The 14,383-nt window shown below is 43.7% G+C and carries 13 protein-coding genes and 1 pseudogene; 2 read left to right on the forward strand and 12 right to left on the reverse strand.

Features of this window, described 5'->3' with window-relative positions:
* Positions 1-25: 25 nt before the first annotated feature.
* The 12 genes from ACO1NU_RS11740 to ACO1NU_RS11795 form a co-directional block, all read right to left on the reverse strand.
* A complete protein-coding gene (locus ACO1NU_RS11740) occupies positions 26-874 on the reverse strand; it encodes a beta-1,6-N-acetylglucosaminyltransferase (protein ID WP_448818678.1) in 849 nt (282 codons plus the stop codon).
* A gap of 3 nt (positions 875-877) precedes the next feature.
* Entirely contained in the window at positions 878-1,762 is an 885-nt protein-coding gene (locus ACO1NU_RS11745; RefSeq protein WP_448818679.1) for a glycosyltransferase family 8 protein, read from the reverse strand.
* Positions 1,737-2,306, reverse strand: a complete 570-nt coding sequence (locus tag ACO1NU_RS11750) for an acyltransferase (RefSeq protein ID WP_448818680.1) — start codon at positions 2,304-2,306, stop codon at positions 1,737-1,739. The genes ACO1NU_RS11745 and ACO1NU_RS11750 overlap by 26 nt, the downstream gene beginning before the upstream one ends.
* Positions 2,307-2,312: 6 nt before the next feature.
* Positions 2,313-3,269, reverse strand: coding sequence for a glycosyltransferase family 2 protein (locus ACO1NU_RS11755; protein WP_448818681.1), 957 nt, complete (start codon positions 3,267-3,269; stop codon positions 2,313-2,315).
* Between the two features lie 11 nt (positions 3,270-3,280).
* Positions 3,281-4,795: a lipopolysaccharide biosynthesis protein gene (locus ACO1NU_RS11760; RefSeq protein ID WP_448818682.1), complete on the reverse strand. Its 1,515-nt coding sequence runs from the start codon at positions 4,793-4,795 to the stop codon at positions 3,281-3,283.
* Positions 4,796-4,854: 59 nt separating this feature from the next.
* Positions 4,855-6,063, reverse strand: coding sequence for a glycosyltransferase (locus ACO1NU_RS11765; RefSeq protein WP_448818683.1), 1,209 nt, complete (start codon positions 6,061-6,063; stop codon positions 4,855-4,857).
* Positions 6,064-6,360: 297 nt separating this feature from the next.
* Positions 6,361-7,152: a glycosyltransferase gene (locus ACO1NU_RS11770; RefSeq protein WP_448818684.1), complete on the reverse strand. Its 792-nt coding sequence runs from the start codon at positions 7,150-7,152 to the stop codon at positions 6,361-6,363.
* A gap of 30 nt (positions 7,153-7,182) precedes the next feature.
* Positions 7,183-8,091: a glycosyltransferase family 8 protein gene (locus ACO1NU_RS11775; RefSeq protein WP_448818685.1), complete on the reverse strand. Its 909-nt coding sequence runs from the start codon at positions 8,089-8,091 to the stop codon at positions 7,183-7,185.
* 43 nt (positions 8,092-8,134) lie between these two features.
* Positions 8,135-9,373, reverse strand: coding sequence for a glycosyltransferase (locus ACO1NU_RS11780; protein WP_448818686.1), 1,239 nt, complete (start codon positions 9,371-9,373; stop codon positions 8,135-8,137).
* A 111-nt stretch (positions 9,374-9,484) separates the two neighbouring features.
* Entirely contained in the window at positions 9,485-10,432 is a 948-nt protein-coding gene (locus ACO1NU_RS11785; RefSeq protein WP_448818687.1) for a hypothetical protein, read from the reverse strand.
* A gap of 4 nt (positions 10,433-10,436) precedes the next feature.
* Positions 10,437-11,306 carry an alpha-1,2-fucosyltransferase gene (locus ACO1NU_RS11790; RefSeq protein WP_448818688.1) on the reverse strand — a complete coding sequence of 290 codons (870 nt, stop codon included), beginning with the start codon at positions 11,304-11,306 and terminating at the stop codon, positions 10,437-10,439.
* Position 11,307: 1 nt separating this feature from the next.
* Positions 11,308-12,654 (reverse strand): oligosaccharide flippase family protein, encoded by a 1,347-nt coding sequence (locus tag ACO1NU_RS11795; RefSeq protein WP_448818689.1) that lies wholly within the window; start codon positions 12,652-12,654, stop codon positions 11,308-11,310.
* Between the two features lie 239 nt (positions 12,655-12,893).
* Here ACO1NU_RS11795 and ACO1NU_RS11800 point away from each other — a divergent pair, with 239 nt between their 5' ends.
* Both ACO1NU_RS11800 and ACO1NU_RS11805 read left to right on the forward strand, forming a co-directional pair.
* Complete coding sequence (locus ACO1NU_RS11800) at positions 12,894-13,520, forward strand: SGNH/GDSL hydrolase family protein (protein WP_448818690.1); 627 nt, start codon at positions 12,894-12,896, stop codon at positions 13,518-13,520.
* A gap of 425 nt (positions 13,521-13,945) precedes the next feature.
* Positions 13,946-14,383, forward strand: a pseudogene (locus tag ACO1NU_RS11805) (hypothetical protein); the annotation flags it as partial.

Below are 14,383 nucleotides of genomic sequence, written 5' to 3' on the forward strand. Positions count from 1 at the left end.
TCTTACTAGCGTATTGCCCTTAGAATTAACGGACTAGCTTGCTGTCGATATAGTCCATTATCTCCTCGTCAACCAGGGAGTCGAACTTTCTGGCGAAGAATTTACCTGAGCGGATCAGGGCTTCAGCATCGCCGATCGTCAGGACCTTCGGACTCGACTGTGCGGCACTCCAGTCAATGTACCGAAGATTATCATTGACCAGTTTAGGCTTTAGCGAAGAGTTGTATAAGATGCTCTGAAAGAACAGTTCATCTGCTCCCCAACTGTGTTTGAAAGCATTTACGATCGGCTTGTTCGTGCTGATCACGTCTAGAATATAGCGTACGGATTCGCTGTCGATTGTAAACCATTGCGATCGCCCTACCAGCTCGAAACCAGCGGGCAACTGTCGCTTGGGCATCAGGTAATTGATCAGTTTCTCCAGTTTATATTGTCCCGGAAACGTGTAATCCGTAATATGATACTGCGCTATTCTTCTTCTTGACTCTTCTAACCACGGATCGCCACCAGTGACATATTCCATGAAAGCAGCTCCTGAGTGTAATGACAAGAATTCCTGAAGCTCAGACATGCTTCGTAGCGGGTAATCCTGTCCACTCAGGAAATTAATATATTCCGTCTCAGGCGCACACTCCATACACTCAGCCATTGAATGAATAAAAGCCTGAACCTGGCTGAATCCACCCCAGTTGACCTTGATGCGGCGCTCTACAAAACGGACCTGCGGGTTAGTGATCACCTCCCTAAACGGCTCAATAGCTTTACTTCTGTCAACATGAATAAAAACAGAACAGCCAGGGTGCAGCAGCCTGTCTACAAGTCGCTTTACCTGCAAAGGATCCTTGTGAGCCATGATGATATGCGCAACCTGCATCCTTTAGTAGTTTTTATCGGTGAACGTGTTGATCAGGAACACCTTGAAGATGATGTAGTTCTTCCTCCAGATACTCTTCAGCGTACGGCCTTCGATCGGGATATGCTTAAAGGGTGTCATTCGATGGTACTTCCAATATTGAGATTTGTACGGATTATTATTCATGTACTGCCAGGGCTTAGAAGGGCCTGCATAATGAATGATCACGGGTCTTTTCTTTAGCTTATGGCGCAGATGCAGACTGTTGTACGTTTTATCAAAGTACTCCCATTGGTCATAGAAACAGATATTTAAAATATCCTGATCCCACCAGGCAAGCTTGTCCATGTACGCATTAGCAATTTCCATGAATTTTGCCGCCATATTCCTTTCACGCCACAGCTTCAGGTTGATCAGAAGTACGCCCGCATTGAAATAGCGTTTCAGAGGGAATCCCATGTCCCGCAGCCTCTGGATATTTAAATCAAGTTCGATATCATCCTGAGCAAGCAGAGCCTGCTGCTGGAACTCGAAATCAGCGAAAAATGACAGGGATGATGTAACCACAAGATCTGAATCGAGGAACAGGATCTTATCGATTTCGGGCGGCAGGATATCCGTCAGGAATAACCTGAAATATACCGCTTTTGAAAGATGATGCGATACTTTGTAATTTTCCAGTGCAGAGCTGCTCAGAGATCGCTGTTCCACTGAAATACCGTATCTGGATTCGAAAAAGCTGAGTACCTTATCGAGTTTCTCCGAGTTTTCCAGGTCGTGAATAACGAATATACGCAGGTCTAAGTCCTTGTTATTTTCCAGAACAGAGACCAGGGCCACAGCGAAGTGCCTGATGAAATTTTCATCGATGGTAAAAACGATATTAAGCTTTTTTCTCTCTATTTCCATTTTCAAGTGGTTCAACAATTAACTGGGAATTGAATTTAACGATGTGATTGGCGGGTATGGACCTATGTACCAGGCATCCTGCACCGACAATAACATTGTCTCCGATCGAGACTCCCTTCAATATAGTAACATTACTGCCGATCCAGCAATTTTTCCCGATACTTACCGGAGAGGAAACGAACCTGTCTTTGAAGACTTCAAAGCTGGGTTCCGTCACATACCGGTGATTATGATCATAGATCTTCACGCCTTCTCCGATCAGCGTATCTTCTCCTATCTCTATCCGCTCCATGCAATTTATTGAACAGTGATTGTTAAAAAACACGTTGCTGCTAATCCGCAGTTCCGCACCCTTCTCCACAACAATATTGCAAAATTCTCTCAACGCTACGTTTTGCTGAATCGTGACTGTCGACTCACCGGAAATATAAAGCTTGCGATATTTACCTATCGTAAAGCTCTTGTGCACATTGATCTTATCTCCACCCGGAAGGCTGTAAAACAGCAAGGTTTTGCGGAGATACTGTTTAATTCTGGCTAGCATATACGTTCAATTAGTATTTAGCACCCTATCCAATTTCAAAAAAGCCTTCAGGGGCATATACGAGTCCGAATACTTTAAAGTTGTCAGAGCTGCCTTCAACATAGGTGATGGTAAAAGGCTGTAAAGATCTTTAAGCAAGGTTTTAACTTTAGAAGTTTCGCCGTTTCGGAAAAGTGCCAGAAGTATCGAATGAAGCTTCTTTTTATATAGCCTGGTCTTTGCCCCATTGTTCAATATAGCACGGTCATAATCTTTCAGTAAAACATGGGCCTCGGCCGTAAGCATTTTCGAGACATCGTTTGAATAATTGCTCCCATGCTTTCTGTAATAAAACAGCTTGTCGTTTAAACCATAAAAAGTCGCGTTCACCTGCGCCATTCTGAACCAATAATCATAATCATCGCATCCCTGTATAGCCTTACTTTCATCCCAGGGACCTATCTTTTCGAGAATTGATTTTTTAACAACTACCGCCAGGGTCGGGATATAGTTCTCTTCAAGTTGCCTGAGGAACATCCTCTCAGCACTGAACTCTCCATAGATCGTCTTATAATCTACCAGGTTAGTAAGGTCGTCATTATAAAAAAACCAGCCTCCGCAAAACAAGACGTCATAGGAAGGATTTTGACCAGCCACATGCATCTGTTTTTCCAGCTTATCCGGCGTCCATAGATCATCATGATCTAAATACGCCAGCCATTCCCCCGACGCGTGGTTGTACCCAGAATTTCTGCTTCTGCCGATGCCACCGTTCTTTTGTGTGATCAGCTTTATCCGTGGGTCAACAGCAGCCATCTCAGATACTATTTCAGCAGTGTTATCTTTGGAACCATCGTTAATAACAATCAGTTCCCATCTCTTATACGTCTGCCCGATAACGCTCTGAATAGACCTTCTTATCAGTTGTCCGGAGTTATACGCCGGCATGATAACCGAAACTAAAGGAATCTCAAACTTTTCCATGTAGATACAAATTAAACAGCCGTCTTAAATAATTTAGATCGTATTTCCTTCAAAGCACTCCTGTTATAAAAGAGAAGGGGAATAAGTACGACAATTGAAGCAGCAGCAAAATACATAATAAATGACCACCAGCCTGTCGCAACAAACCAATCTTTAAAGAACATATACAGCAAGCCATCGAACAGCGAGCAGAATAGAATCGGCTTCAGCAGAGAAACTATATACTTTTGGAGTGATATTCCCATAAACTTACTCGTCAGGTATGGAACATACCAGAACGATGTGGCAAGGCCCGCAAGCACAGTTCCGTAGAGCACACCGATGAGCCCGAACTTCTTAGCGAAATAAACGGAAAACCCCAGGTTTAAGACTGCTTCCAGTATCGACATATACGACAACTGCTTGGCGATTCCTGCACCGTTAAGACACATTGCACTCACATGAATGAACGTTAACTGGATCAGGTAGAGATAGGCAACAAGGAACACGAAGTTTTGTCCCGCAAAGAAGCTTTCCCCCACCCACAACTTGAGGAACGGAGCAGTTATAAAGCAGATTAACCAGAAGGCAGTGGTGGATAGTGAAAGAGTCAGATCCATCAGCTTATTATGCACAACCCTGAACGGGTTAATGTCGTTCCCCTTCGATAATTCAACCATCGCAGGAAAGGAATTGTCCGTAATTTTCCAGATAAACTGAGAGGCCATTTCAGGAAGCTTTGATGTCAATGCATATACCGAAACGGCAGATAAAGAAACGAGGGATCCGATAATGATCCGGTCCGTTTGAAAGACGATCTGGACAGCGATTCCGATAATAAAAAGATAGAATCCGTAGGAGAACATCTCCTTCAATAAGGGCATTCTGAAGTCCGCCATATTCAGGCGGATATAGGGATAGCTCTTTCTGAATATATACAAATTGAGTACGGCGTTGACGACGAAAACCAATACCTGGGCGAACACGAAACTCCACAGTTCGTAGCCTAAGTAGATGAAAAGAACGGTAAATGCAATATTGCTGATGCTTAGGAAGAACGAGAGTGTATTAGACAATAGCTGCCGTTGGTGAGCAAAAAATATCCCGGAGATGGATCTTAGAAGAAACTGAACGCCTACCAGGCATGCCAGGGCAATCACTATAGATTGAATGTCCGTGCCTGATTTCGCAGGAACATCAAAAATCCCTGAAACATAAGGTGAAACTCCTGCGCCGACTACGATGACCAGCATTCCTAAAATGGCATAGACAATAAAAGAGGTAGAAATGATTTCCTGGATCTTCTGCCTGCCATCCTGACTATCGCTCTTCGTACCTGCTAAGAACCTCTCGACGCCGGCAGTCAGTCCAAAATCAAACATCCCCAGGTACGATGTGATCTGAAAAATAACGATGGACAGTCCGTAAATGGAGGCATCCAAATGACCCAGGATAAACGGAGTAGTGACGAGATTCAATAATATCACCAAGACCGTATATAGTTGAGACGAGATTGCCCCTTTGAAAGCAGATTTTGTTCTATTCACCTGATTGATTATACGAATGTTAAAAACTCGACCACTTTAATGCAGCCAGACATTTACGATTATTTACCGGATTGGAGTGTTTTATAAATGGCTTCATAGATCTCGTCGACGCTGGCTGTCCATGTATGACCAGCGGCAAAAGCTGCTCTGGATTGCTGCAGATCAGCAGCATCATGAGCAATAAGGTCCTCCACATTTTTAGCGAACTCTTCTTTGCTGACAGATAATGCGACATGTTCGGCAAATGCTTCCATACTTTCCGTTCTGGTTGCCGCAACAGGCTTCCCCATGGCCAGATATTCGTCTATCTTCCTTGGGTAATTTCCTATCGTAACTTCATTCACGATTTGAGGGTTGATACAAACGGTAAACGCAGAAATGTAGTGAGGAAGCTCCAGCGGATCCTTCGACCCTAAAAAGTGAACATTTTTCAGGGTATGGAGTGAACTCTTCTTGAAATCCTCGTCTTCTGGACCTACCAGCACAATACTCCATTCCGGATGTTGCTCAGCAAGGTAATAAAGGATCCCGATATCCAGGCGTAAGGTGATCAGCGCTCCCACATATCCAATGACCGGCCTGGGAATATCAGCGATATCCGCAGGTACTGAAGTCTGCGACACGTTTGTATAGCGCTCTACATCACAACCTTGACCAACATAAAATGAGTTAGGATTATATTTACGGCAGATATTGGCTAAATATATAGAATTGGCAACGCAAACATCGTTTTTAGCCATGAGCCTTGGCTCCAGCCGCTTGCCATGAAATTTCCAGTAATCCATCGCCAGCAGATTATCCCTTGAATAGTACACGCTACACGCAGGTTTGAGGTAATCTGTCAGATAGAAGCTCTTAAAAATATCGTTGTCGTTGAACAGGATGAAGTCTTTAAAATTCAGCATGCCCAACGCTTTTTCTATCGAATTTGAGAATCTTTTCCCGTTAAACCGGTTCAGCAGGTCAAACAACCAACCGACCTTTATCCAGCTCAGGGATTCCAAAATAGTGTCCGGATAGTAGACCCATAAATTGGAAGATACCTCTTCTAACGCCTTTCCTTCTCCCTTCCTGATACGCAAGCGTTTATCGACGTACTCCGTACCCTTCCTTCTTAAAATGGTTATCCTGTCGAGTGGAGCGTTGATATATAAGACTCTGTTATGCTTGCTGAACTCAAGTGCAATATCTTTGCAGTTGCTGCCGATCTCCGTGTCCCATGGCTGTAAACCGACGATCAGAATATCTCTGTTGGTAATTATGGGCATACTCAGATGGATAAAATAATTGGACGCGCCTTATTATGAACTAAAACAGCTTAACATCGAAATTGTTGATGATGGGGTATTCACCCAAAATATTCCCCTAATAGCCGGATTTTTAACCTTTGAGTAAGGATATTTCAAATAATTTCCTAAAAAAGCTAATCGGCTACCCATTTGAATGTGCAATTTCGTATAGTTCAAATATAGCCAATCCGGCGATGTATATCAATTTTCATACACCCTAATATCCGCCGGATCACTGTGCACAGCGCTCACAGGCTTCTGCTCTAAACAAGTTCCTCAGGAGTTCTTGCTTTTGGAAACCTGCTTACTGAACAAAATATCGTAATTATAGCGAATCTGTCTATAAGCATAGCGAACGAGGGAGATCAAAGGATTTTTGCTTGTTGTCCAGCTCTTCCGCGACATGGTACTGGGCTCTTCATCGGAATTCACCTGAGTAAAAAGCTGATCATACTCATCGTAAAATAAACCCTTTCCCTTGTTCTGGATAAAAGAGACGCACATGCGATACTCCGTACGGTCGCCTTTGATCCCCTCAGCATAATGACCAAATCTCTGCAGGAAGTTACTGCGGCGCAAATGAGGATGATCACTATAGTAATAGATCTTACCGTAATCCGGGTACCAGGGCTTGATGTGCATTTCAGAAAAGCCCTTTTTATATGGCCGCAAGTAAGGATACGGGTAGTACGCATAGAAACGAACAATGTCCAGATCCCCCCGCTCCTCCATGATCTCAAGAGCATCCTGGAAATGCTCAGGGAACGATGCTGAAGGAACAAAATCCTCCTGAACATACAAGGTGTACGGCGTACTTACGGCCTCCTGCCCCTTGTTTATGTTATTCCCCAGCCCTTTGTTGACCGCCGTCTTGATCAGGCGAAAAGCATGAGTTTTTTGTAGCTCCTCCAGATAGGCTATTTGTTCGGCAGCGCTTCCGTCATCTGACACAACGATGTCTTCAAACCGGCATTCAAGATGCCCGAAAGCGTTTAACAACCTCTCTAAAGAACTGCTCCTGTTATAGTGCGTTACAAGTAAAGTCACTCCCTTAAATACCTTAACCATCGCTTTTTGACTTAATTACAAAATTCCAGACTAACTCTTCTGGCGTCCGTTGACTATCCTCCGCCATCTTTTAACCACCTTATTATACAATTTCTTCAGAAGTCTGAAATTGTTACTTACAGGCCTGAAGCTACTCCATTCTGTTAATCTCAGATAATGAAAAAAGCGTTCCTTGTAATATGAACTATATTCATAGGACGTATAGATGGGTTTAATTCCGATAAAATGGATGATATAAGGACTTTCCTCGGTAGACATGGCGTAGCAGTTCCATTTACTATCCAGCTCCAGCCACTGACCGGCCAGGACGACGTTCAGTCCGTACTGATCCGGAAATCCCGCATACCTGCTGTTTTCCTGTATACATTTAAGAACCCGACGCGTTATGTCCTGTTCACGCCATTTCCGTGTATCAATCAGCAGTAAGCCGCTATTGAAGTATTTTGTGTCGGGGTCTAAGCCCAACTCCTGATAATTCGTAATTCCTCCCCAGGTGCTGCTTACTGTGCCTGACCGGTCGACCACTCCTGCAACCACTTTGTCTTCCATATCCACATTCCAGAGCATGCTGATGTCTGCTTCTGCTATCATGTCGACGTCCAGGTACAATACCCGCCCGGTTGAAGATGGTAAAAAATGCGGGATGAATAGCCGAACATACACGTTTAACGGAAAAGTTGAGTTGTCGAGTGGTAATTCAGACCTGTCACGAATGGCATCTTCCAACTTCAACCAGGTAATATCAAACACCTGTTTATCAACCGAACGAGCAATTTTCTCTATAGTCCCTTCCTTAAGCCCGTCGTCAATAATATGCAGATCAATCCTTTTCTTACCCTTGTAATTAACCTCTAGGGATTTCAGTAATGCTGCAAGCATTAGCGCATAATGGTTATCGCATACCGTAACAATGCTTATCGTCTCGTTCGTACCTTCCATAATCAACTCGCTAATATGCGACTAAATTCGTAAACCTGCCTTTTTATCTCCTTTCGGCCAGCTTAACCACTAAATCATGGTTCAGCGTTCTGCTTTCGTTTTTAGCAAACTCTTCAATATGGCTTAACAAGATTGAAGATAATGCTTTCCAGCTATATCGCCTGGCAAACAGGCTTCTTAATTTCTGTATTTCCTTTGTATCCTCTGCCAAAGCTCGTTCAATAGCTGCAATGTACCCTTCTGTATCTTTCGACAGGTAGGTCACTTCGCTGAAGACTTCCTTCATGGTGTTCGTTTCTGTAGCAACTACGGGACGTCCCATCGCCAGATATTCAATTATCTTCATTGGAAAGTTGCCAATAGTAATTTCGTTAATGAGCTGCGGATTGATACACACATCGAAATGTTTAACATACGCAGGGATATCGTTAGTATGTTTCTTAGGAAGGAACCTGATGTTTTCCATATTGTGCAAAGCACTCATCCGAAATTCATGATCTTCCTCTCCTATCATGAGAAAATCCCAGTCTTTACGCTTCATTGCTATTTTTTCAATCAGCTTGATATCGATACGCATGGAATTTAACGCTCCTATGTATCCGATTAAGGGACGCTCTCCCTTACCTAAGTCATCCGGCACTGCCCAGGTCTTTTCATGATCAAATATCTCCAGATTAGCTCCGTTGCCGATATAGAAACTTGCCGGGTTATATTTTAACGCTCGCTTTGTAAAATCCAGGGAGTTACAGACCACCAGGTCCTGCTTCTTCATGAGTTTGGGCTCGAGAGAGTTCCCGTGCCGTTTCCAGTAATCAAAGCCAAGTGTATAATCTCTGTCAAGATACACGGCTATGCTGGGCTTCAACAGTTCCTTCAAATAAAAACTGCGAAACATATCTTTATCATTGATCAACACAAAAGACTCAAATTTCAACTCCCCGACAGCCTTCTTAATGCTTGATGCGAATGTCCGGTTATTGAACTTATTGAAGAGCGAAAATATCGGAGTGGAGGGAATCCAGTTAACAGATTCGATGACCTTCTCGGGATTCAATATCCACAGATTAGCCGATAGTTCAGACAGTCCAGGCTTCCCCGCCCGGATATCCTGGATATGTCGTTTAGTATAAACATCTCCCTGCTTTGAAAGATAGGTCCGCCTGTCGATCGGAGGATTAACATATAGAACCGCATGTTCCTTAGATAGGGCTTTAGCCAGACCAATAGAGGTTGACTCACGACCCGTGTTAATGCGTTGAAGACTAACAAAGACAAAGTTCATTCGATAAGGTTTATGGACTGTCGAATTTAATGGTTTTATTTAACTATTAAATCCAGGCATTAAAGATTAAATTAATTAATTCGATGTATCTCAGCATGAATATCATGGCAGTTAGAAGTATTTCTCCACGTAGGCTTTTAGCGCATTTTCATTCTCAGCATGATAAATGGTCGCACCGGAGAGCTGAGGAAAAATACTGTCGAACTCTTTCAGATGATGTTCTATCCCTCTTTTTGACAGGATAACATTAATGCCTCCGAAATAGCTCGCAAACGCCGCCGTCCCCCCATGAGCGGAAATAAACCGGTCGCAGTTGGCATATACCATCAATTGAAGATGATTGAAGTTGTTCACCAGGCCGATGTTAGCTTCATAAAGATCATTCATCAGGATCACTCCGGGATGCCTTTCACGTAACCAACAATGTTCGTTCAGATCAAGAATTTCGCTATTATCAGAAACGATCTGCGTGTTTAGAGGCCTGTTGTAGATGATCTGATACGTATCGCTGTAATGCGTAATAAGCCAGTCAAGAAACTCCAAATTGAAATAATTGAGTGGTGCATCATCCCATTCGATGTTGTATTTATTCGCGACAAGGAGAATGGGCTTATCATACCTAAAGACATCATTTTTGTAGAAGCTCTTAAATGGGACTTGTTTCCACTTCGTATAACTGAACGACGCAGAATGGGTCATATTGGGGATTTCGTAATTGCTGTAACCAAGCTCCCAGATCCGCTTCGTGTGACGCTCTTCGTGATCTTCACTGAAGAAATACAGCTCTTTTGTATTCGTGCATGAAATGGTCTTCTTCAAGGTACCATTCAAATGGTGCCAGTAAGCAAATGGAATAACATACCTGAGTTCCTGGTCGAACTCTCCTTGAAACTCAATGACCTTATACTTCGGTTTAGTCATGTAATCCTTCCAAAAAAAGAGGATCTGGCGGGTCCGGCTATAATAATTGTCCCGTATAAAATACCGGTAGTCTTTCAACACCGAAGGATAGTTCAAACTCGCAATTACGTACAGAAACTTTGAATACAATTTCTTCATGCCATTAGATTTTGAGCCAGCTTTCAGGAAGCAGATCCTTTGTATTCCAGTCGGGCTGATTTCTAAACCATTCTTTCGGAGCTATCACAATCTTATCGGGATAACCGTTCAACCATGCTCCCCACCAGCTGTATGAACTATTGGCGATAATATGATGCCTGCAGGTCTTCATCAAATGAAGATCGTCCAGATCTGCATCCGAACCTTCCACATCGACAAAAACATAATTTCCCCCTTTCGGAAAATTCTCCAGAACCCATGATTTATCATCTGTAAAAATGAAAAACACGCTATCAGGCACCTTGCTGGTCATGATTTCCATTGCCTTTTCATAATAGGCCAAACCAATAAAGCCGAAAGTCTGACTGAACTCCGGGTGATGAACGTAGTCTCCACGTCTGACATGCACGGAAACTGCATTTCCTGCGTGCTGAATTTCACGAAGATAACGATCGAAGCCCCGCCCCCCTGGATTGTTGAACTGCAACTCATTTCTGATGATAGCCTGAGACGATCTGAAATACCTTTCGGAGTGCCAATACCCCTTCACGTTCAAAAAAGGCTCTTTCGCCTCAAGTACTTCCGGATCGAAGTGATAATGTCGCTCCCGAAGAGTCCGGAAAAAGGGACTGAGCGTTTGAGAAGGAAACAGCTTGGTAACCTTGATGCCCCATTCTACAGACCTGTCAATTTCTTTATATGCGATGTTAAACTTGTTTAGCTTAAAAGACCGGCTCGTCTCACGTGCATACTCAGATTTATAAAATCGAAGATCAAAATAGAGGGAACACCGATTGATTAGCGAAAGGTGCCGGGCCAATGCATATTGAAACAACTGGTTTCCGAGCCCACTGGTTATAGTCGCAATTACCATATCAAACCTTGCTCAGCTTAGGTACAAGAAGAACCAGGGCAATCCGGCTGTAGTTAGCTATTTGACTCAGTATACTTTTAAACTCCACGCCCGCGATCCTGTACAATACGTATTGATTGAAGACGAAGCCAACAAATACAGAGATAAACGTCGCGATCGGTGAGCCTATAACCCCCATTTGCTTGATTAAGAAGTAGTTTAAAATCAAGTTAATGGCAGTTGGTATAAGAATCATCAGGAAGTTGATCCGTGCTTTTCCAATGGCATTCAGGATGACGCCGGCATTTCTACCAAAGGGTTTTAGCAGACTATATACAAGTATGATGCGTAATAAAACGGCAGCCTGGCCGAATTGATTTCCTGCTATCAGGCGGATAATTTCATCCGCAAAGATGAAGAAGAGCAACAGTACCGGAAGCATGGTCAACACAACAAGAGCAGAAGATTTCTCATATAGATCTTTTATACCTGCCATACCTCGTTCTTTAAGTGTAGCCACTCCCTTGGGCATTAATAATGTTGAAATTGCTTGAAGCGGTATTTCGATGAATTGCAGTATGCGGCTTGCTACATTGATTACCCCCACGGATGCCGGCGAAAGTAACGCGCCTGATATCAACTGCCCGATATTGTTTGAAACCTGTCCCGTTACCTCTATTCCAAAGGTGAAGAATCCGTATTTAGCGATGTTCTTTACAATCAGTCGGTCAAAGGTCAGCGTAAACTTGAGATAGCGCCTGGTCATAAAGAAAACAACCACGAGTGCCACTCCCGCTGCAACGATATTCACCAGAACAAAACTGCGGATGCTGAACTCGTGCTTCGTGATGAATAAGAACAACAAATAGAGAATAAATAACCCGGACCTGATGACGGACGCAACCAGCTGTCCGTAAAACCTGGAATTGCCCTGTTCTATGCTGTTAATCACATTAATGAACCCGGAAGGTAGAAGTAGCAATGGCCCCAGCCAAAGCAGCCTTGTAAGCGCACCGGACTTATAGATTCCATCAAATACGTAAATGGATAGATATAAAATTATCGAAATCAGAAAAGTGAGGAAGACAGAAAACAAGACGGCGTTATACACAAACCTCCCCGTTGATTCACCAGTATAGTCATGATAGTACTTAATTATGGCATTACTAATGAAACTCGAATTTGCCACGTCGAATATGGTGATTATGGAAGAATAAAGAACCCATGTTCCAAAATCTGCAGGAGAGCAGATCCTGACAAGTATATAAAAGATCAAAAAGTTAGCGACAATCAAGGATCCTCTTCCTGCTGTTACAGCAAATCCTGACTTCAATAAGGATGATTTTTTTAGGGTTTTAATAATTTTCATTAGAAGTATAGAAAACCGGTCATCATCCTCGCTCCATACTTCTCAAACACGACCTGACTTTAAGTATCGAAGATAAACATTAAAGCGGATTCATAACGTTTCAGTTAGCTATAGTTTTGCTAACCGAAGAAAAACAACGAATGATAGAATCAGATAATTTCTTTACCTGCTGATCTTGTTTCACTACTTTTACCCGATGGAGTTGCGATCCACATAGTAAGACCCGGCAAAAACCAATCATGAGACCTTTCCTTATCAGATTATCAATCGTTTCCAATTGTTTAACTGTACTTATAATACTCGCTTTTTCAGCCATTTATCATAATTTTCTCTATGAAAAGATCTGGCTCAGAAAACATGCAACCGTCGTTATGTTGGGTGATTCACATACAGACGCCGTCGATTGGCGAGACCAGATCGGCCGGGGAGACATAAAAAACAGCGGGCTTCCAGGACTTACTACATCCCATTTCCAGTGGATGTTACATGACAAGGTGCTTAGATACACACCGGAAATTTGCTATATCGAAGGCGGTGGGAATGATCTGGGGGCAGGCATTCCGACCACCAGAATTATTCAGAATCTCAGCAGCATAATCGATACTTTACAGCATCACAAGATTAGGCCCATTCTTCAATCGGTAATCATCACACCAGATCCTTCAAAAAACACTGCGATTGACAGTTTGAATATGCAGTATCAGGACCTCGCGAAAAAGAAAGGAATCGAATTCCTGGACATCAATGACCACCTGCGAAAAAACGGAATTAGCGAATACTTACCTGATCGGATACATTTGAAAGAATCGGCTCACATCCCTTGGGCCCAGATCATTAAATCCAACCTTATTAAAAATAGCATCTGACCGGCAAAGCGACTGACTGGCAGCTTCGGTGAATCATTTCCACTCGTTAATCGCGCAATGCGCGTTCTTAGCGAGGTCTCTATCTGCTGCTATTTGCCGACCTGAGAGGGAGCATTATCGGCGGGTTGGACCTCTGATCAGTCCGACCCGTATTATTCAAGGTCGGACTCGTTACTGGTCTGCACGCCCGTTTTCTTTCGACGGCAAGAGCCGTAAGGAGCGGAAAGCTCAGCCCGAAGGAGAGCGAAAAAGCTGGCGACCGGCGAATGGAACTCATAAAACCCCACAGGGGACAGCCTTGTCTTCATTCCCCAAATTCGCAAAAACCAGCTGTTTCGCGACGTTTTTGGGAAGAATTTGGAAATTTTAGCTTAAGAATCGTCCTTCTTATTCCCCCGGCCTACCTTGAGGAAAAATAGAATATCATGGCCATCATCGATCACAAAGGAGCAGTACGCGGAACGGCAGGTTCCGTAGTGTACCGCAGGTACCGCAACAAGAACATCATTCAGGGCAAACCCCGTAAATTCAAACAGACACCTGAGAGTGTACGGGCTTCAACCGAGTTCGGCCTGAGCAGCTCGGCAGCAGCGGTGATCCGCAGGGGCTTTGAGCCTGCTTTCATTTTCCGCGACGGGGAAGCGGTCGCCCGCACAACAAAACAGGTCTACCAGGCACTGCGAAGCAGTCTGACAGGTAATATCGGGGAACGCGACCTCCACGATGCCGACCTTCAGCAACTCGTGGGGATGGACTTCAATGGCGATAGCAAACTGGCAGAGGTGCTGCAGATCCCTCACGAACTGAAGCGGGATGAAGAAGGAAACATTACGGTTACTATAGGCCGCTTCCACCCGGCCAAA

The organism is Arcticibacter sp. (genome assembly GCF_053551015.1).